We start from the raw sequence: 18,553 nt of genomic DNA, 5'->3' as shown, positions 1-18,553 counted from the left end.
AACTGCCTCCTAAAGATGTCATGACACCTTTTTGTTTTTCTCAAGTGTAGCTGAACAGCCGCAATGTGTCAAGACACATAAAAGAACTTTCTGTTATTTCTCATAAATAACAGAAAGTTCTTTTTTATACTGGTTTATTTTTTTCTAAAGCATTACTTAAACGAGCGAATTCTTCTAAAGACAATGTTTCACCACGTCTAGAAGGATCAATTTCTGCTTCAGCTAGGCTCTCTTTTATCCAAGCCACCGTTTGTTCATCTTTCCCATAAAAATGCGTTAAGTTATTCCACAATGTTTTACGTCTTAATTGGAAACTGGCTTTGGTTAATTTGAAAAATTCTTTTTCATTGGTCACTGTCACTGCTGGTGTAGCACGGCGCGTCAATTTAATAATCGCCGAGTCAACATTGGGCTGCGGCACAAAAACCGTTTTTGGCACAATAAAGGCGACACTTGCTTCCATAAAATATTGGACAGCAATTGATAATGAGCCATAAGCTTTCGTTCCAGGTTTAGCAGCAATTCGATCAGCGACCTCTTTTTGCATCATCACAACCATTTCGGCTACATCTAAAGAAGATTCTAAAAAATGCATCATAATTGGCGTAGTAATATAGTAAGGTAGGTTAGCCACCACTTTAATCGGATACTTCTCTTGAAAAACTTGGTTGGTTGTCTCGACCAAATCAGCTTTTAAAACATCTTGATGCACCACTGTCACATTATCATAGCGACTTAAGGTATCCGCTAAGACAGGTATCAAGCGATCATCAATTTCAAAGGCCACAACTTGGGCTGCGTTCATTGCTAATTGCTCTGTTAATGCACCAATTCCAGGCCCGACTTCGACAACATTTGTCTGCTGATTAATTCCCGCTGTTTCTACAATTTTTCTTAAAATATTAGGCTCTGTCAAAAAATTTTGACCTAAACTCTTTTTAAATGAAAATCCATGCTTTTTTAATATTTCTTTGGTTCTGGATGGTGTGGCAATTTCTTTATAGTCCGTCACGCTTGTTCCTCCATGTAGTTATTCTTCGTTTGCAAGTTCTTTTAAAATACGTGTCATGCTTTCTTTCAATTCTGCTTCTGTAATCCGAAACATGCTTAACCGTTTGACTAACTGTTTGCTATTTGTATAGCCAATTCTTAGGTCATCTCCTAATAATTCACGGTATTTTTTTGCATTTGCTCCCGCTATTAAACCATATTCAACTAGTGTTTGTCTAGGAATTTCTTGATAGTCTTCACCAGCTTGAACAGGTGTTACGACTTTTTTTAATGCTTCAATAATTGCTTCATCACTAGCATGTTCAACCCCTAGGCTACCGCCATTTTTTTTAGGCACTGCGACTTTTCTTGATAAAAAAGCATGCTTTGCATCAGGGACAACTTCCATTATTGTTTTACGAATTTTTTCGCCCGAATAGTCTGGATCTGTAAAAATAATCACGCCTCTCGTTTCTTGTGCGTGTTCAATTTGTGTCAAAATTTCATCATTGATAGCAGAGCCAATCGTTTCAATCGTATCCGCTGCAACTACCTCTTGAATGCGGCGTGTGTCGTCTTTTCCTTCAACGACAATGATTTCTGCAACTTTCATTTTTTCCTTCATTTATCTATCCGAAACAAGCGATGAGCGTTGACTCTCGTTTGTTCTGCCACTTCTTCAAAGGTTAGTTGACGCAATTCAGCAATTTTTTCCACTACGTATCGTGTATAGCCTGGTTCATTCCGTTTACCACGATAAGGAACCGGGGCTAAATAGGGTGCATCTGTTTCCACCAACATTCGTTCAAGTGGTACCGCCATCGCCGCTTCTTGAACATCCAACGCCTTTTTAAACGTTACGACTCCACTAAAAGAAATATGCAAACCTAAATCTAAAAATTTCTTCATCCACTCGGCATCACCACTGAAACTATGCATGATTCCACCAATATCTGAAATTTTTTCATCTTTTAAAATTCGATAGGTATCTTCTAATGCCTCTCTCGTATGCACACTAAACGGTAAATTCATTTCCCGAGCAATCGCAATTTGACGGCGAAAGACTTTTTCTTGCACCTCTTTAGGATCCTCCATCCAGTAATAATCAAGACCGATTTCACCTAATGCGACAATTTTTGGCAACGTTAATTGTTCTTGTAATCGTCGTTCAACCTCTGGCGTATAGCTACCCGCTTCTGTTGGATGCCAACCAATGATACTATAAATATTGGCATATTCCTGACTAAGTAAAAGAGATTTTTCAATCGTTGGTTCATCAAAACCGACCACGGCCATCTCTGTAACACCCAATTCTTGGGCATGTGCAATCGTTTCTGGAATATCATCATTAAATTGTTCTGCATTCAAATGTGTATGTGTATCAAAAATCATTATGATTGCCTCCTTTATCTCCTCTCTACTTTATCATATTTCTTGAAAAATCTGAATGACTAGGCGACAAGATTCGCCATTTCCTCATAAACAGCGCTTGCATTTATGCTAAAAGTAACGTATACTATTCAGTCATGTTATTAAAAGGAGGAATCTCCATGACCGATGAAAAAATTTTTGAAAAACAGCATTTAACAACGGTTTATCATGAGCTGCAAGCGGCTAAAAAAGTTTACGAAGAGCAATTGGCGAACACAATGAAAGATGGCAAACATATGCTAGAGGAATTTGGTCGCGATTCTAAGCTGAATTTTGATAGTTATGCCGATAATCTAGAAACGTTTGCCATGTTGGAAATGAAGAACCGTGAAATTGATCAGTGGAACTTAAAAAATGAAGCAACGGCTAAAAATTTAGACAAAGTGAAACGCCTATTACAAGTTCCTTATTTTGGCAAAATTGGCGTGACTTTTGAAGACAGCCCTGAAGAGCCAGAAAACTTTTATATTGGCGTAAACGATTTTACTTCTTTAGAAGAAGAAACGCGCATTCACGATTGGCGCTCACCGATTGCTTCGTTATTTTATGACAATGTTTTAGGGAAAACAGCCTACACGGCACATCAACAAACCATTCCTGTACAACTTGATTTGAAAAGACAGTTAATTATTGAAAAAGATCAATTAATCAACTATTTTGACACAACCATTGCGATTCAAGATGATGTGTTATTGCATTCTTTAGAAGAAGATGCTTCTCCTTATATGAAGGACATTACGACAACCATTCAACAAGAACAAAATCAAATAATTCGTGACGAAACGCAGCCACTCCTACTAGTCAACGGGATTGCTGGTAGTGGGAAAACGTCTGCGATTATGCAACGGATTGCTTATTTACTTTATCAACATCGAGCAGAAATTACAGCGGATAATATTTTATTACTTTCACCAAATTCAACATTTATTGATTATATTTCTCAAGTTTTACCGAATTTAGGCGAACGAAATCCCTTGAATTTGACTCTTTTACAATTTTTGCGCTTCACTACCAAAGAAGCATGGCCAATGGAAGAAGAAACGGACTATTTCGAACGCATTACTCGCTCTGAGGCAACGGAGCAAGAGCACGTTATTCGTTCAAAAGAATTTGCAACGTTTCTTTTAAGCAATCCTGAAAAAGCAGTTGTGCAGCCACATTTTTTCCGTCCTTTAACTTTTAAAAAGCAGACCTTATTTACTTCAGAAACAATTTTTAAACTTTATCAAGAAACACCAGCTGACTTGAGTATTCGCCAACGAATTTCAGCCACAAAAGAAAAGTTAACCAGTCTTTGGACACGGTACTTATTAAAACAAGCCCATTCTAAAAAAATGTTGGATCAATTCCAAGATTTAACAGAAGCTGAACAAGTTCGTTATTTTGGCACAGTGATTACCGAAGATAATGAAAAACATCTGGCTGATTTTGCTTTAAAACGTTTGAAGAAAAAATATCGCTCTATCACTGCCGCTATTAAAAATGATGCTTGGCTAGATCAATGGGCCTTTTTTGAAACGTTTTATTCTTTATTCACTGAAAAATCGTATCAAAAAGAGACAGCTGTTTTCACAGCCGATGAAATTGTGGCCCTTATTTTGGTGAAACATGCATTTATTGAAAACCTCGCCAACCAGCAAATGGCTTTTATCCTAGTCGATGAAGTCCAAGATTATACAGAAGCCCAATTATTATTACTGCTGACACTTTTCCCTAAAGCTAGTTTTACTTTAGCTGGTGATGAAAATCAAGCCATTTTTAATACAGCCATTGAATTTTCTGAAGCCCATGATCTATTGGTTAACGAAACCAGCCGTTCTGTTGGAACCTATCAATTATTAAACAGCTATCGTTCAAGTAAAGAAATTACACGACTCTTCCAAACATTAGGCACTCAACCAGAGCAATTAACCATTGTGCCCATCCGGCATGATGGAGAAAAGCCGACATTTATTCCTTGTGACTCTGCGTCTGACTATCTTAAAGCAATCGTCACTTCCATTGCAACTTTTGATCCGAAAGAAAGCACCGCCATTATTACTAAAACTTTTGCAGAAAAAGAACAATTAACAAAAGAACTTAGTGCTTCTCTTTCATTGGAAGAGCATCCGTCACTGCAAGTTTTATCAATTGATATGGCAAAAGGTCTAGAATTTGATAATGTAATTCTTCATAACCCAAATGTTAATCGTTATTCCGACAATAAACGAGATAAAAAAATTCTGTATACTGCTATTTCTCGTGGAATGAAACGGGTCGTTTTACCTTATACCGGCACACTTTCCGAATGGTTTACACCTTACTTGGCAGCCCAGTAACTGAGACTTAAGGCGGATTTTATTTTTAGAAAAACCACTTATAATAGACGAGTAGGCACTGCTTTTTAATTAGCAGACCTACTCGTTTGTTGTCTCTTAAGTTGAGAGGAGCGTGAGAAGGTGAAACAATCACCTGATTTAGAAAACTTTTTAAAAACCTCTATCCAAAAAAATGTAACTATTGAGCGAAAACAACAAAACCAAACCATTTGGCACTGGCTACTGCTTATTTTATTTGGCTTGCTAACCTTTGGCTCACTGACACAGCAGTTACTCCTAATTGGCTTGTTTACACTTATTGCCGCTATTGTTAAAGGTCCCTTAATGCTCGTCTGGGGAACCATCTATTCGGCGTTAGTGGCTTTGTTTCCACCTTTTGCTTTAGTCCTATCTTTACTTTTTTTTATAATTAATTTAGGCACCGTTATGAAAAGTTGGCGGATTACTTTAACAAGTGCTTACTTTTATCTAATTCCTTTAGGTTTTAGCCTTTTGAAAACGACCGACTGGGTATCAACGCCTTATTTCCTGACAGGCTTGGCTTTGTTAAGTATTTTAGGGCTGCATTTTATATTAGAGTGGCTCTATAAAAATAATAGCTTAGGCCGTTTACTCACGTGGCAAATTATTAGTGTCCCTTTTTCACTCTTACTGATTATTTTACCAAGTCGCCTAACGAAAGGCCGTTTTGGTAAAAAACGAATACCTAAAAAAGTGAAACTCTAAAATAAAAAAGCCTAGGAAAAATCGCAAATGATTTTTTCTAGGCTTTTCTGCGATTCTTTTAATTTAAAAATTCGTTGATTTTCGATTTTAGGACGTCGATAAAACTGGAGAAAGAGAGTTCATTTGTTTGTGAATATGTCCAATGAGCCAATAACAGAAAAACTAAAATAACCAGTATCGCAACCACTAAAAAGGTTCTAATTCTTGCCCTTCTTTTTCTACGTTGAACTGTTAGCCGTGCTTGTTCCCTTACTCTCATAGCTTCTAAATAATACGGACGCCATTTAGGATCATTTTTTCGTTGCTCATAAAATTTAAATTTATGATAAGCCATCAAACTTCCCCCACATCAAATCACTTTTCTTCTAGTATACAAAAAAAGTAGTAAAGATAAAAGGTTACAATTCACCTTTTATCTTTACTACTTATGCTTTTATGCGATTCCTGCACCATTTGGCATTTCTTTTGGTGCTTCAACAATTTGAAGTTTCCCTTCTGGTGATTCAGCTGAAAGAATCATTCCTTGGCTAATTTGACCACGCATTTTTCTTGGTTTTAAGTTAGCCACAATGACTACTTTTTTGCCAATTAGCGCAGCTGGATCTGGATAAAATTCAGCAATACCTGAAAGAATTTGACGATGGTTTTCATCTCCAGCATCTAAACGGAATTGCAATAATTTATCTGCTCCTTTGACTTTTTTACAGTCAATAACTTCGGCAACTTTTAATTCCACTTTATCGAAATCATCGTACTTAATTTGTTTTTCTTTCGTTGAAACCAACGTTGTTTCTTCTGGATTCCATTTAATATCCTCTTCTGTAGCACTTTCGCTTTGGGACATTTTCTTTTGAATATACGTTACTTCTGTTTCAATTTCTAAACGTGGGAAAATAGGTGTTCCTTTACTTGTTACTGTTACGTCTGTTGGGAACTCACCAAAATGAATATTTTCCATGTTCATTGTTTCTGGATCTAAGCCTAATTGTTCGAAAATTTTCCCTGGTGTTTCTGTCATGACTGGTTGCAATAAGATTGCCACAATTCGTAAGCTTTCCGCTAAATGGATCATGACACTTTCTAATTCGTTGCGTTTCTCTTCTTCTTTAGCCAATACCCAAGGCGCTGTTTCATCAATATATTTATTGGCACGAGAAACTAGCGTCCAGATTTCTGCAATGGCCGTGTTAAATTCCATTTTTTCCATTGCTTCATGATATTTTCCAATAACATTCGCCGCAGTTGTCGATAGTTCACTATCAAATGGGGTAACTTTTGAAGCATAGGCTGGTACTTTGCCATCACAATATTTATTAATCATCGCAATTGTTCGATTCAACAAGTTTCCTAAGTCATTAGCTAAATCATAATTTAAGCGAGAAACGAAATCTTCTGGTGTAAAGACGCCATCACTACCAAATGGAATTGCTCGTAATAAATAGTAACGTAACGCATCTAGACCGTAGCGTTCTACTAACATTTCAGGGTAAACAACATTTCCTTTAGATTTAGACATTTTTCCGTCTTTCATCAATAACCAACCATGTCCAAAGACTTTTTTCGGTAATGGTAAATCCAAGGCCATTAACATAATTGGCCAATAAATCGTATGGAAACGCACGATTTCTTTCCCAACCATTTGCACGTTCGCAGGCCAATATTTTTGGAATAATGAATCATCTTCTGAGCCATAACCTAGTGCTGTAATATAGTTTGATAACGCATCAATCCATACGTAAACCACATGTTTTGGATCATTTTTTAATGGAATTCCCCAAGAGAAAGTCGTTCTTGAAACGGCTAAATCTTCCAATCCTGGTTTGATGAAGTTATTTAGCATCTCATTTTTACGAGATTCTGGTTGAATAAATTCTGGATGTTCTTCGTAATATTGTACCAAGCGATCCGCATATTTACTCATGCGGAAGAAATAGGATTCTTCTTTAACTAATTCGACTTCGTGACCACTTGGTGCTTTCCCACCAATGACATTGCCTTCATCGTCACGATATACTTCAGCTAATTGTGTTTCAGTGAAAAATTCTTCATCAGAAACTGAATACCAACCTTCATATTCTCCAAGGTAGATATCTCCTTGTTCTACTAAACGGTCAAAAATTTGTTGCACGGCTGCCATGTGATAATCATCCGTTGTCCGAATAAATTTATCATAGCTGATATCTAATGTTTTCCATAATTTTTGAACATCTGCTGCCATTTTATCAACGTACTCTTTTGGTGTCACATTCAACTCAGCAGCTTTTTTTTCAATTTTTTGGCCATGTTCATCCACACCTGTTAAATAAAATACATCAAAACCCATTAAACGCTTGTAACGGGCCATTGCATCGCAGGCGATTGTTGTATATGAATTCCCAATATGTAACTTCCCACTTGGGTAATAAATTGGGGTGGTAATATAAAATGTTTCTTTCTGTGACATACAGAAAAAACCTCCTTTAGTCATTTTCCTAAACCCTCAGGATTTACTCCTAAACAGTATACCATAATTAGACATTATTAAACTATATTTCTTGTCGGTTTTCTCTTGAAAATGAAGAAAATGCCAGAAAGAAAAGAGAGAAAGACCTGTCTAATTGACAAGTATTCCTCTCTTTTTTTGTTCATTTTTATTCTTTTGTCTCGAAACGAACGATACTATGGTGTCGTCCATAAAAGAAATAAATAGCCAAACCAATCACTACGGCTATGCCAAATACTTGCCAAGTAGCTAAAGACAATTGGAACATCAGAGCCGCACAAACCACGATTGAAATTAATGGTAGAACCGGCACAAGTGGTACTTTAAATTCACCTGCTTGCGGTTCTCCTTTCATTGTCCGTAATTTGATAATTCCTAAAGCGAGAAACATCAGATAAAAGAGTGTCACGATATTTGTAAGTTCAGCCAACATCTCCATTGGAACAACACCAGCAAAAACCATTGCTAAAAATCCAGCTACATAGGTTGCATTCTTAGGTGTGTGCCGCTTCTCATCGATTTTGCTCATAAACTGCGGCAATAATCCATCTTTACTAATCGCATAAATCACACGGGCTAAACTGTACATCATCGCAATCGTCACTGTTAATAAGGTTAAAATAGCACCAACTGAAATGATTGTCGCAATTGCGCCATGATTAATGAAGCGCATCGCAAAAGCCACCGGATCCTTGACCCCTAAATCCGTAAATGGAACAATCCCAGTTAAAACTAACGTAACAACAATATATAACAATGTTGAAATAATAATGGAACCAATAATCCCTTTTGGAATATCTTTTTTCGGATTCTTCACTTCCTCCGCGGCCATGCTAACCGCATCAAACCCTAGAAAGGCAAAGAAAACTAAGGCAGCACCACTGAAAACGCCTGAAAAACCATAAGGAATAAATGGTTGCCAGTTCGTTGGTTTTACATAAAAGATCCCAACGAGAACAAATAATAAAATAATCCCAAACTTCACGAAAACCATTAAGTTATTTAAACGTAACGCTGTTTTCGCTTCTAAAGATACCCAAAAAGTTACGGCTACAACGACCAACATGGCAATCAAATCAATATATGTACCATTTGTTGGATTATAAGCACCACTTAACGCTTGCGGCAAAGAAAAACCTAAGCTATCCAAAAAGCCATGGACATAGCCTGACCAACCTGAAGCAACGGATGAAACCGCCAAGAAAAACTCACAAATAATCATCCAACCAGTCATCCAAGCCACAATTTCTCCAAAGACCACATACATGTAGGCATACGGCCCACCAATGACCGGAATACGTGATGCAAATTCTGCATAGCATAAACCAGATAAAATAATCGCGGCTGCTGCTACCAGAAATGATAAGACGAGCCCTGGACCTGCATAGCGTTCCGCTGCGACACCTGTCACAACAAAAATCCCTGTTCCTACTACAGCCCCAATTCCTAGAAAAATTAAGTCCATCGTCTTAAGATTTTTTTTCATCCCACCACTGTCATTGACAGGCACAGTGATTTCTTTTTTTCTGAAAATAGACATGTGTTTACCCCCGTAAAAAAAATAAGCGTAAATAAACTATTTACGCTTTCATATACCCTAAAAGAATACCACCTAGAATAACAAAAATGCAACCAAAAATAACATAAAACATTTCTTTTTTTGATTTTCTTTCCCCTAAAAGGAAGATGCCCCCAAGAGTCGAAATAATAATCCCCATTTGTGATAAAGAGAAGCTAATAGCTAAGCCAATTTCACGCATGGTTAATAACATACAAATATTTCCTAAGCCCCAAAGCAGACCCGTCGTCATATTCATCCAAACAAAACGATCAACTTTGACTTTTTTGAAGGCAAAGAAACTAGCCCCCACTAACATACCAATACTTTGTGGCAAAATAATTCCCCACGGATCTAAACCAGTGGCATTAATAATGATGGTATAGACGCCATACCCAACTGTTGAGAAAATCAACGCCCGAATCCCTTTATTAAAATCTAACATACTGTTTGAGGTTTTCGGTTGACTATCATCATCTTGTCGAGCTGTTAAATACACCCCAAAAACTAAAAAGGCTAAAGCGATAAAGCCCACAACAAAATCTTTTGTTTTTGTCCATTCATGGAAAAAAACAGCCCCTGCAACGGTATTAACAACTAACTGCATCCCAGTTGAAATTGGTAAGCCAACTGAAACGCCCATATATTTCATGCTATGAAATTGTTGATTCTGTCCCAAACTCCAGAATAAACCAGATATAAATCCAACAATTAATGTGGCTGTCGTCAACGTAGGCTGGATGACAAAAAAGACAACAATTGAAAATAGTAATGCGCCGATTGTCATACCTAACGTTTGTTGATTGGCGCTTCCACCAATTTTACCGCTGACTAAACCAATACTGCCCCACGCAATCATGGGCACTAAAGCGATAAGTAAACTCATAATATTCTCCTAACAAATTTATTTCATTTCATTCTAACAATAAAAACGTTTTCTAAACAACTAAGAAGAGTAAGAGAAGTTAGCAAGAAAGTTTTAATAAATAAAAAAAGGCCTATCACCTCTTTAGTTTGCTGATAGACCTACTTTTTATTTCACTTCATTATAATAACTGAGGGAAGGGAAAAACAATGTCATCGTCGTACCTTGCCCTTCTGTCGATTCGACTGTTAAATCATGACCTAACTTTTTCGCTAAGCTATGGGCCAAATACAGGCCAAGACCAGTCGAATGCTGTTCACTTTTCCGCCCGTTTTCACCAGTAAATCCTTTATCAAAAATGCGTCGTTGATCTTGCATCGGAATGCCAATCCCAGAATCTTTTAAAGATAAATAAATACCTTGTTTATTTTTGGAAATTAGGACCGTAATCGTGCCGCCTTCTGGCGTATACTTGACTGCATTACTTAATAATTGGCGGAAAATAAAAATGACCCATTTTCGGTCGGTTAAAACCGCTTCATCTTCCCCTTCAATTGAGAATTGCAATCTTTTTTGGATAAAATAATTTGCTTGCGTACGAACAACAGATTGCACAATTTCTTTTAAAGAATATTCTTGGAGTAAATAATCTCGAGAAAAGCTGTCCAGTCTAGCATAATATAGGACTTGCTCGACATATTCATCAATTTTCCCTAACTCATTTTCCAATAGATAATATTTTTTCTCTGGAATATCATCTTCGACAGATTGTACCAGTAACGTGATAGCCGCTAGGGGGACTTTGATTTCATGAACCCAAGAGTCAATGTAATCTTTTTGGTCCTGTTGGTTGTTAATTGCTTGCTGCATGGTTTGTTGGTGCTCTTGCAATAAACCGTTAATATACGTTTGGACAAGTAGTTCTTCTTCTTTTTCTGCTGTATTCAAATATTCTTGTAAAGAAGGCGGCTCTTTTTCCGTTGCCAACGAAAGCCACCACTTACGTTTTAAATAATAATCAATTGTTAAAAATAGCGATAAAAAAACACTTTGCAGTAAAAAGATATAGCCAACCACTGTCCAATCTAAGCGGACATTAGGAGCCAACCATAAAATAAAACAAGTTAAGAACAGAAAAAATAACCAACCAATTAGTAATAACCAGCGATCTTTTAAATACTTTAGAATGGTCATTGTCTACTCCTATCTAGGGCACCATATAACCGACGCCCACTTTGGTTTCAATATAGCCAGCAATCCCCGCTTGCTCAATTTTTTTTCGTAAACGATTGATATTTACCGTCAACGTATTGTCATCCACAAAACGTTCATCGTCCCATAAAGCGCGCAATAGTTTTTCACGTGTTAAAATTTTTCCGTGCTTTTTCATTAAAAGATACAGTAATCGGTATTCATTTTTACTTAAATCGATCATTTCGCCTTTGATTTCCATTCGTCCATTGTCCACATTTAAAGTAATGCCATTATGTGAAAGCACTTCACTATCCGTATCGGAATAGTTATAAGAGCGGCGCAACAAAGCATTGATTTTAGCAATTAAAACATCTATCTGGAACGGTTTTGTAACAAAATCATCCGCGCCCATGTTCATCGCCATAATCATATCCATATTGGTACTACGACTCGAAATAAAAATAATTGGTACTTTAGAAACTTCACGAATTTTTTGACACCAATAGTACCCGTCGTACACAGGTAAATTAATATCCATCAAGACTAATTGAGGATTCTCCTCTTGAAAATCATCCAATACATCATTAAAATCGGTTGTTCCAATCGTTTCAAATTGCCATTTTTGTAATTCCTCGCTAATTAATTCTCGAATGGTTGTTTCATCTTCGACAATCATGATTTTAGCCATGCAATCCCACCTCTTTTATTTCTAAATTTTCATCTTTCTTATCCTAACAAACTTCATTCTTTTTGGATATAGGACTTTATGATGATTTTTACACTATTTCAAAAATAGGCGCTAATAATTCCCATTCTGATAACATGATGAATTTACCAACAAAAGCAAAAATACCATCTAATAATAACACAGACATATTAATTCCTAATACAATAGAAGCTTTTTCGACAATTGGCATGGACTTTTTATTTTTCAAAATAAGATATAAAACAAAGTTCGTTCCATAAGTAAAAACTGTTAACAACACAATTAACTCAATCATTTTACCACTTCCTATTTTGGACTTTTCATTTTTCCTTCAATAATTTACTACTCTTAATTATAGCATAATCTTATAAAAAAATCGGCAGAGTCCTAACCCTTAAGATAAACAACAGAATAGAAGCAGCCTCTTTGGAACTCGCAAGAATCGAGCCTTTTTTAAGAGTTGAAGGTCTTGATCCTTAAAAGACAAGCCCTTCAACTCTAGTATGTTCCATGTATTGGAATTGATACCAACGTAACGAAGTGTAGTCGATCAGACAACCTCAGTTTTTCTAATGATTATATTTGTCATACACTTCTTTTAACTGGTTTAAATCTATTTTTTTCATTTGGTACAATTTTTTGGTCACTTCATTTGCTCTAGCTGGATTTGAGTCAGATAAATAACGTTTCAGTTCAGGATTGCCTGTTTGCCAACTGACCCCAAATTGATCTTCCATCCAGCCACACGGCCATTCTTTCCCTTTAGCAGTCACTTGTTGCCATAGCCGATCTATTTCCTCCTGATTTTCACAATCAATATAAATGGAGAAGGCCATGGTAAAATCAAAGTCATGTTTATCTCGTGCATCCATTACTCGAAACGGTTGCTCCTGTAATGTGAAAAGTGCTTGCGCAATATTCCCATCTTCATATTCAACTTTTTCAATTATTTCGCCTGGACCGAAAATCGCCAACCATTCTGATAGAGCTTTGGCTGCTTCGCCATATTTTTCATTAGCAAACATAAAGGTTGGTACAATTGTTTGTTCTTTTCCTGAAAAAGACACTTGCCAAGAGACACCAAATTTGTCCACTACCCAACCATATAAAGGACTAAAAGGATATTCCCCAAAAGGCATCAATATCTGTCCATCTGCTGTTAAATTTCTCCACAACGTTTCTGTTTGTGATAATGTTTTACATTCAACAAAAAATGAACTAGCTGGCGTAAAGGAAAATTCTGGTCCGCCATTTAAACCAATGATTGTTTGGTTCGCCAAGGTAAATTCAATGGTCATTAATGATGTTCCTTGAGGTTGGTGCTCCTCATTAACGTAGTTCGTTTTACTTAGAATCGCACCTTTTTCAAAGATTGTTGTATAGAAGTTAGCAGCTTCTTCCGCTTGTGTGTCAAACCATAAACATGGTGAAAATTTAGGCATTGTGGTTCCCTCCTTCGTTTTCTTTAGTGTAGTCAAAGATTGATAAATAAACAAAGAGAACGTTTTAGTATTTATTCATTTCCGTCTGATAGAATCGATAAATTGCTTGTTTTACTTCTTGAAGCAAGGAGGATTTTAAATGTCCCCGTGTCAAAAAATAAAAGGAACGCCAGTACTTTTCACCTAACGTTTGGAAGGGGATTTTTTCAGTAATCGCTTTTCTTGAAAGCAACGATTGCCCCATGCCCAATTCCAACATTTTAACAATCATTTCATTATTTTTAACTGTCATGAGTGTTGGGCTTTGATTACTTTCTTCTAAATACTGTTGGGTATAATGAAAGACCCCAGAATCCTTTTCACGTACCAACCAATTCTGATTGGCAGGGTCCCCAGCTAAAACCAATTGATCCTGAATAATTTCTTCACGAGAGGCGCCTTTCGTAATTAATGGTTTTTCGATAAAGCCAAAATCAACTTGATGTTTTTCAACTTTTTCCACTACTTCTTCTGAATTGTTCATTTCTAAAACAAAATTGATTGTTGCATACTGTGTCTGTAAATGCTGCATCAGTTGCGGCAAATAATAAACTGCAAAAGTATTAGACGCAGCAATTCGGCAAGTTTCTTTAGGTAATCTCGCCTGATGAAGAGCTGTTAATGTTTCTTGCCAATCATCAGCTAAATTTAGCAAACGATTATACAAGACTTCTGCTTGCCTAGTAGGGACTACATCTTGTCGACCATTTCTTAAAAACAATGAACAGCCTAATTCTTCTTCTAATTGTTTGATTTGATTAGAAACGGCTGGTTGTGAGATATATAGGCAGGTAGCTGCTTTGGAAAAGTTCATTTGCTCATACACAATTTGAAAAGTCTTTAATAATTTAAACATAGGCATCCTTTCGATAACTTTCTATTATAAATATTATTTTAACTATTTATTTCTCAAATGTAAAAAATTTCGTTATACTGGAAGTAATGAACAAGAAAGAGAGATTTTTTCAATGAAAAATTCAGAAAATGATTATATCCAATCTTTATTCCAAATTCTTCCCGGCTTGCTAACAGCTTTCCTTGTCGCCTGCCTTAGCAAGTTTCTTGCCATCTGGTTACCTAGCTTAGGCGCCGCAACGATAGCTATTTTACTAGGAATCTTTTTGGGAAATACCTTTGTTCGCGGTGCCAATTTAAATCGCGGAACCAAAGTAGCCGAAAGTAAATTACTAGAATTTTCTGTTGTTTTATTGGGAACCACCGTGACCTTTCAAACGATTGCCCAAATTGGCTTACAAGGTGTCGCATTTATTCTCATTCAAATGTCGCTGACCATTATTTTTGCCTATTTGATCGGTAAAAAACTGGCTTTTTCTGATAATATGTCTTTATTGATGGCTGGTGGTAATGCCGTTTGTGGATCCTCTGCCATTGCTTCGATTGCTCCAGCAATTCAAGCAGATGAGGAAGAAAAAGGCCAAATCATTACTTTAGTAAACTTATTAGGTACCGTTTTAATGTTGACCTTACCCATTTTAAGTGGGATTCTCTATGGTACCAATTTGTTGGCTCGTAGCGCACTAATCGGAGGGACTTTACAATCAGTTGGTCAGGTTGTCGCCAGTGCCAATATGGTCAATGAGAACGCAGTTCAACTTGCGATGCTCTTTAAAATTATGCGGATTGTCCTACTCGTAGCAGTTGTCTATTTATTTGGACGTTTCAAGCAAAGTAAGACGGCAGAATCAGAGGCTGAGTTGGTAGAAGTCACCAAAAAAAGTAGCGCCCTACCTTGGTATGTAGTTGGCTTTTTCATTGCCTGTGTCTTTAATAGTTTGATTCATTTCCCCGTCGTGATCAGTGAGACTGCTCACTTCTTTAGTTCTTGGTTTGAAATTACTGCCTTGGCAGCAATCGGGTTACGACTCGATTTTAAAAAGTTTTTCCAAGAAGGCAAACGTTTCTTAATCTATGGTTTATCAGTAGGAACTGTTCAAGTCGTCCTAGCCATTTTGTTGTTGGCACTGTTACAGTTCTAATAAAAAAGTTTGACGTTAACACGTCAAACTTTTTTATTTCAGCTTATTCATGCTATTATGAATAAGGTTTTATTAACTTAAAGGAGTTTTTCGATGTTATTTAGTATTAAAAAAAGCGAATGGTTAGGCAATGAACGAAATGATCTCTTTGCCGGTCTCGTTTCTTCTGTCGCCATTTTACCAGAAGTAATCGGGTTTGCGATTATTGCTGGTGTTCACCCGCTTTCTGCAGTGTTTGCTTCAGCTGTTACTTTACTTGTGATTACTTTTACGGGCGGCCGTCCGGCAATGGTTTCGGCGTCTGCTGGCTCAATGGCCTTAGTCCTTGCAGGCTTAATTCAAGCACATGGTTTGTCATACATGCTTGCTGCGACTATTTTAACAGGCTTTCTACAATTTATTTTAGGTTATTTAGGTATCCATAAATTAATGCGCTTTATTCCCAAGACAGTGATGTACGGATTCGTCAATGCGTTAGCCATTTTAATTTTCATGGCGCAAGTACAACAATTGCCTCATCAAACACTGTGGTCCTACGGCATGATTATCTGTAGTATCTTACTTATTTATCTATTACCTAAGTTTATTACAATTGTGCCTCCTGCGTTAATTGTTATTTTATTCATGACTATCCTGTCCTATTTTTTAAAAGGTCATTTGCAAACGATAGGTGATCTTGGTAAAATGAGTCAATTTCATCCAGCGATCCGTTGGCCTAATGTACCCGTCAACTTAGAAACGTTGTGGATTATTTTACCTAGCTCTGTTGCCTTAGCAATGGTCGGATTAATTGAATCTTTATTGACGATCCCCATTGTGGACAAAATGACAGCGAGCCAAAGTGATAGCCAACGAGAAGTTAAGGCGCAAGGATTCGCTAATATAATTACCGGCTTTTTTGGTGGCCAAGCTGGCTGTGCGATGATCGGGCAAGCGGTCATTAATGTTAAATCTGGAGGACGAAAACGGCTTTCTACTTTGATTTCAGGTATTACCCTCCTTCTATTCATTTTTGTTTTTAAATCCGTGATGGTAGCCATTCCTACAGCTGCATTGATTGGGATCATGATGACAGTGGCAGTCGACACCTTTGATTGGGAAAGTTTACAGCTTTTCCGAACTTTTGAAATTACTGAAATTGTTATTTTACTCGTGACAGTGGGTGTGATCGTCTATACGCATAATTTAGCGATTGGAATTATTCTAGGTGTTCTTTTAAGTGGTCTTCTTTATCATTTTTTCAAAAAAGAACCAAAAAAAAGTTGCTAGCTTTAGCAACTTTTTTTATTTTTCCCAATATTTCTTCAACGCTTCTTTTTCTATTTTCTTAATGAACGCATCCTTGCCATCCATATATTTATCAATGCTATCGGGGTGTGCTTGGGCCAATTGCTTTTTTAATGTACCATAGGTTGTAGCAATTGACGGATTTTCTCGTAAATAATTTCGAAAAGCAAGATGGCGCAAAATTTCTTGCGTATTGTCAAACTGATAAATATGCACATGATGTGTTCTTTTTATCGGGCCTTTTCGTAAATAACGACGTCCTGATAGTCCAAATTCCCCCATATATTCATAACCGATTCTTTCAAATTCCCCTTGTAACAGGTCTACTTTTTCAATTTCTTCAACAATGACCAAAAAATCAATAATTGGTTTGGCTGCTAAATTAGGCACAGATGTGCTACCGATATGTTCAACTTTAAGAAAATTTTCCTTTAGAATCTGTTTCAACGCTTGGGCTTCTTCTTCAAACTGTTCCACCCAGGCTGGTTGGTATTCAGTAACGATTACCCGCATGATTTCTTCCCTCTTTTCTATATCCGTTTCATATGTAAAATAGGAAACGGATTTCCTTGAGGATCTTCCTTTGATTCACCAATTACTTGAAACCCTTGAGATTGATAGAACTTCACAGCCCCTTCATTTTGTTTATTGGCATCAACAAAGACAATTGATTCTTGCTCTATTAATTTTTTGATAATTTCTCCACCATAGCCTTTACGAAAATAGACTGGGTCAATAAATAACATTTCCAAAGTTTGTTGGTTTGTTCCACTAAAGCCCACGCATTTCTGTTCTTCATTTAACCACATACTTAATTGAACTTGTTGAAAATAATCAGGTAAAACTACTTCGATTTTATCAATATCTGCCTGACTCAAAAACAAATGGGTAGCTTCTACTGAAGAACGCCATAGAGAAATTAATTGAGGATAATCGGTTTTTTTTACTTCTTTTTGGTTCAGCATTTTTAATTCCTCCCTATCTAATAAACAAAGTATACCACATTTTGTCTCTCTCAATTCCATAAAAAATAGTCAAATCAACCGTGTTTTTTCTGTCGATTTGACTGTCTCTCTCTATTAACTCTGATGGCTAAACGAGTAAACTAATCAAAGCCACGATAGCTAAACCGCCTTGTGTTAAAATAATTTTTTTATCACTACTTAAGCTACCGTACGCCGCCACTAAAATAATATAAATCAATAAAAATTTTTTCATCTCCATCGTTGCTTGCGCAAAATAGACACTATAAATAAGTCCTGCACCGATTAGTCCATTATAGATTCCTTGATTTTTAAACAATGTAGTCACTGATTTTCTTTGTAACTCTTGCTTATCCATTTTAAAAACACGGCTTGTTGTCTCAGATGTTGGTACAATCGTTTCTAAATACATAATGTAGAAAAATTCTACAGCCACCAAGGTTACTAAAATTGTTGAAATTAATGTCATCTGCTCCCTCCTCCCATTCCTTTGAACGAAGTAATTTTATGTAATTTTTGCTATGATGTAAATAGA

19 protein-coding genes are annotated in these 18,553 nt (G+C 36.6%); 4 read left to right on the top strand and 15 right to left on the bottom strand.

Annotated elements, in window-relative coordinates:
* Positions 1 to 124: 124 nt before the first annotated feature.
* The 3 genes from rsmA to IGL90_RS03405 are packed head-to-tail and all read right to left on the bottom strand — an operon-like array spanning position 125 to position 2,382.
* Positions 125 to 1,012, bottom strand: a complete 888-nt coding sequence (gene rsmA / locus IGL90_RS03415; RefSeq protein WP_048738166.1) for a 16S rRNA (adenine(1518)-N(6)/adenine(1519)-N(6))-dimethyltransferase RsmA — start codon at positions 1,010 to 1,012, stop codon at positions 125 to 127.
* Positions 1,013 to 1,030: 18 nt separating this feature from the next.
* The gene (gene rnmV, locus IGL90_RS03410) at positions 1,031 to 1,615 is read right to left on the bottom strand and encodes a ribonuclease M5 (protein WP_002368172.1); all 585 of its coding nucleotides are present in this window, start codon (positions 1,613 to 1,615) and stop codon (positions 1,031 to 1,033) included.
* A complete protein-coding gene (locus tag IGL90_RS03405) occupies positions 1,612 to 2,382 on the bottom strand; it encodes a TatD family hydrolase (RefSeq protein WP_002358846.1) in 771 nt (256 codons plus the stop codon). Before IGL90_RS03405 ends, rnmV begins: the two co-directional genes overlap by 4 nt.
* A gap of 134 nt (positions 2,383 to 2,516) precedes the next feature.
* On the opposite strand from IGL90_RS03405, the gene IGL90_RS03400 reads away from it, so the two are divergent.
* Together IGL90_RS03400 and IGL90_RS03395 are read left to right on the top strand one after the other, a co-directional pair.
* Positions 2,517 to 4,739, top strand: a complete 2,223-nt coding sequence (locus IGL90_RS03400) for a HelD family protein (protein WP_048738164.1) — start codon at positions 2,517 to 2,519, stop codon at positions 4,737 to 4,739.
* Between the two features lie 120 nt (positions 4,740 to 4,859).
* Entirely contained in the window at positions 4,860 to 5,465 is a 606-nt protein-coding gene (locus IGL90_RS03395; protein WP_002383359.1) for a hypothetical protein, read from the top strand.
* A gap of 58 nt (positions 5,466 to 5,523) precedes the next feature.
* On the opposite strand, the gene IGL90_RS03390 is transcribed toward IGL90_RS03395, so the two are convergent.
* The 9 genes from IGL90_RS03390 to IGL90_RS03350 form a co-directional block, all read right to left on the bottom strand.
* Positions 5,524 to 5,799 carry a hypothetical protein gene (locus IGL90_RS03390; protein WP_002361374.1) on the bottom strand — a complete coding sequence of 92 codons (276 nt, stop codon included), beginning with the start codon at positions 5,797 to 5,799 and terminating at the stop codon, positions 5,524 to 5,526.
* A gap of 99 nt (positions 5,800 to 5,898) precedes the next feature.
* Entirely contained in the window at positions 5,899 to 7,908 is a 2,010-nt protein-coding gene (gene metG / locus IGL90_RS03385; protein WP_002355813.1) for a methionine--tRNA ligase, read from the bottom strand.
* 187 nt (positions 7,909 to 8,095) lie between these two features.
* Positions 8,096 to 9,487 carry an amino acid permease gene (locus tag IGL90_RS03380; protein ID WP_002364708.1) on the bottom strand — a complete coding sequence of 464 codons (1,392 nt, stop codon included), beginning with the start codon at positions 9,485 to 9,487 and terminating at the stop codon, positions 8,096 to 8,098.
* Positions 9,488 to 9,527: 40 nt separating this feature from the next.
* Positions 9,528 to 10,391, bottom strand: a complete 864-nt coding sequence (locus IGL90_RS03375) for a GRP family sugar transporter (RefSeq protein WP_002355811.1) — start codon at positions 10,389 to 10,391, stop codon at positions 9,528 to 9,530.
* A 147-nt stretch (positions 10,392 to 10,538) separates the two neighbouring features.
* Positions 10,539 to 11,564: a two-component system sensor histidine kinase SapS gene (sapS, locus tag IGL90_RS03370; RefSeq protein ID WP_002358842.1), complete on the bottom strand. Its 1,026-nt coding sequence runs from the start codon at positions 11,562 to 11,564 to the stop codon at positions 10,539 to 10,541.
* 13 nt (positions 11,565 to 11,577) lie between these two features.
* A complete protein-coding gene (gene sapR, locus IGL90_RS03365; protein ID WP_002355809.1) occupies positions 11,578 to 12,252 on the bottom strand; it encodes a two-component system response regulator SapR in 675 nt (224 codons plus the stop codon).
* An 88-nt stretch (positions 12,253 to 12,340) separates the two neighbouring features.
* Positions 12,341 to 12,565, bottom strand: a complete 225-nt coding sequence (locus tag IGL90_RS03360; protein ID WP_002355808.1) for a hypothetical protein — start codon at positions 12,563 to 12,565, stop codon at positions 12,341 to 12,343.
* A gap of 274 nt (positions 12,566 to 12,839) precedes the next feature.
* On the bottom strand, positions 12,840 to 13,712 hold the full coding sequence (locus IGL90_RS03355) for a VOC family protein (protein ID WP_048738160.1): 873 nt from the start codon (positions 13,710 to 13,712) through the stop codon (positions 12,840 to 12,842).
* A 64-nt stretch (positions 13,713 to 13,776) separates the two neighbouring features.
* Complete coding sequence (locus tag IGL90_RS03350; protein ID WP_002358839.1) at positions 13,777 to 14,607, bottom strand: LysR family transcriptional regulator; 831 nt, start codon at positions 14,605 to 14,607, stop codon at positions 13,777 to 13,779.
* A 112-nt stretch (positions 14,608 to 14,719) separates the two neighbouring features.
* On the opposite strand from IGL90_RS03350, the gene IGL90_RS03345 reads away from it, so the two are divergent.
* Both IGL90_RS03345 and IGL90_RS03340 read left to right on the top strand, forming a co-directional pair.
* On the top strand, positions 14,720 to 15,748 hold the full coding sequence (locus IGL90_RS03345; protein ID WP_002355805.1) for a YeiH family protein: 1,029 nt from the start codon (positions 14,720 to 14,722) through the stop codon (positions 15,746 to 15,748).
* Between the two features lie 93 nt (positions 15,749 to 15,841).
* Positions 15,842 to 17,017, top strand: coding sequence for a SulP family inorganic anion transporter (locus tag IGL90_RS03340; protein WP_048738158.1), 1,176 nt, complete (start codon positions 15,842 to 15,844; stop codon positions 17,015 to 17,017).
* Positions 17,018 to 17,032: 15 nt separating this feature from the next.
* Here IGL90_RS03340 and IGL90_RS03335 read toward each other — a convergent pair whose 3' ends face one another.
* From IGL90_RS03335 to IGL90_RS03325, 3 genes are all read right to left on the bottom strand, one after another.
* A complete protein-coding gene (locus IGL90_RS03335; protein ID WP_048738157.1) occupies positions 17,033 to 17,548 on the bottom strand; it encodes a GrpB family protein in 516 nt (171 codons plus the stop codon).
* 17 nt (positions 17,549 to 17,565) lie between these two features.
* A complete protein-coding gene (locus IGL90_RS03330) occupies positions 17,566 to 18,060 on the bottom strand; it encodes a GNAT family N-acetyltransferase (protein ID WP_002368164.1) in 495 nt (164 codons plus the stop codon).
* 67 nt (positions 18,061 to 18,127) lie between these two features.
* Positions 18,128 to 18,487, bottom strand: coding sequence for a DUF1304 domain-containing protein (locus IGL90_RS03325; RefSeq protein ID WP_048738155.1), 360 nt, complete (start codon positions 18,485 to 18,487; stop codon positions 18,128 to 18,130).
* Positions 18,488 to 18,553 lie beyond the last annotated feature (66 nt).

Origin of the sequence: Enterococcus sp. DIV1307a, from assembly GCF_050537425.1 — a bacterium.
GTDB lineage: Bacteria > Bacillota > Bacilli > Lactobacillales > Enterococcaceae > Enterococcus > Enterococcus faecalis.
Note: the sequence above shows the minus strand (reverse complement) of the source record. Positions and strands in the feature narration are given on the sequence as shown.

Coding starts and splice junctions, on each gene's coding strand:
- IGL90_RS03380 (WP_002364708.1), bottom strand. CDS start 9,487: ATGTCTATTTTCAGAAAAAAAGAAATCACTGTGCCTGTCAATGACAGT.
- IGL90_RS03345 (WP_002355805.1), top strand. CDS start 14,720: ATGAAAAATTCAGAAAATGATTATATCCAATCTTTATTCCAAATTCTT.
- IGL90_RS03335 (WP_048738157.1), bottom strand. CDS start 17,548: ATGCGGGTAATCGTTACTGAATACCAACCAGCCTGGGTGGAACAGTTT.
- IGL90_RS03350 (WP_002358839.1), bottom strand. CDS start 14,607: ATGTTTAAATTATTAAAGACTTTTCAAATTGTGTATGAGCAAATGAAC.
- metG (WP_002355813.1), bottom strand. CDS start 7,908: ATGTCACAGAAAGAAACATTTTATATTACCACCCCAATTTATTACCCA.
- sapS (WP_002358842.1), bottom strand. CDS start 11,564: ATGACCATTCTAAAGTATTTAAAAGATCGCTGGTTATTACTAATTGGT.
- IGL90_RS03325 (WP_048738155.1), bottom strand. CDS start 18,487: ATGACATTAATTTCAACAATTTTAGTAACCTTGGTGGCTGTAGAATTT.
- IGL90_RS03355 (WP_048738160.1), bottom strand. CDS start 13,712: ATGCCTAAATTTTCACCATGTTTATGGTTTGACACACAAGCGGAAGAA.
- IGL90_RS03360 (WP_002355808.1), bottom strand. CDS start 12,565: ATGATTGAGTTAATTGTGTTGTTAACAGTTTTTACTTATGGAACGAAC.
- sapR (WP_002355809.1), bottom strand. CDS start 12,252: ATGGCTAAAATCATGATTGTCGAAGATGAAACAACCATTCGAGAATTA.
- IGL90_RS03340 (WP_048738158.1), top strand. CDS start 15,842: ATGTTATTTAGTATTAAAAAAAGCGAATGGTTAGGCAATGAACGAAAT.
- rnmV (WP_002368172.1), bottom strand. CDS start 1,615: ATGAAGGAAAAAATGAAAGTTGCAGAAATCATTGTCGTTGAAGGAAAA.
- IGL90_RS03405 (WP_002358846.1), bottom strand. CDS start 2,382: ATGATTTTTGATACACATACACATTTGAATGCAGAACAATTTAATGAT.
- IGL90_RS03390 (WP_002361374.1), bottom strand. CDS start 5,799: ATGGCTTATCATAAATTTAAATTTTATGAGCAACGAAAAAATGATCCT.
- IGL90_RS03375 (WP_002355811.1), bottom strand. CDS start 10,391: ATGAGTTTACTTATCGCTTTAGTGCCCATGATTGCGTGGGGCAGTATT.
- IGL90_RS03400 (WP_048738164.1), top strand. CDS start 2,517: ATGTTATTAAAAGGAGGAATCTCCATGACCGATGAAAAAATTTTTGAA.
- IGL90_RS03330 (WP_002368164.1), bottom strand. CDS start 18,060: ATGGAATTGAGAGAGACAAAATGTGGTATACTTTGTTTATTAGATAGG.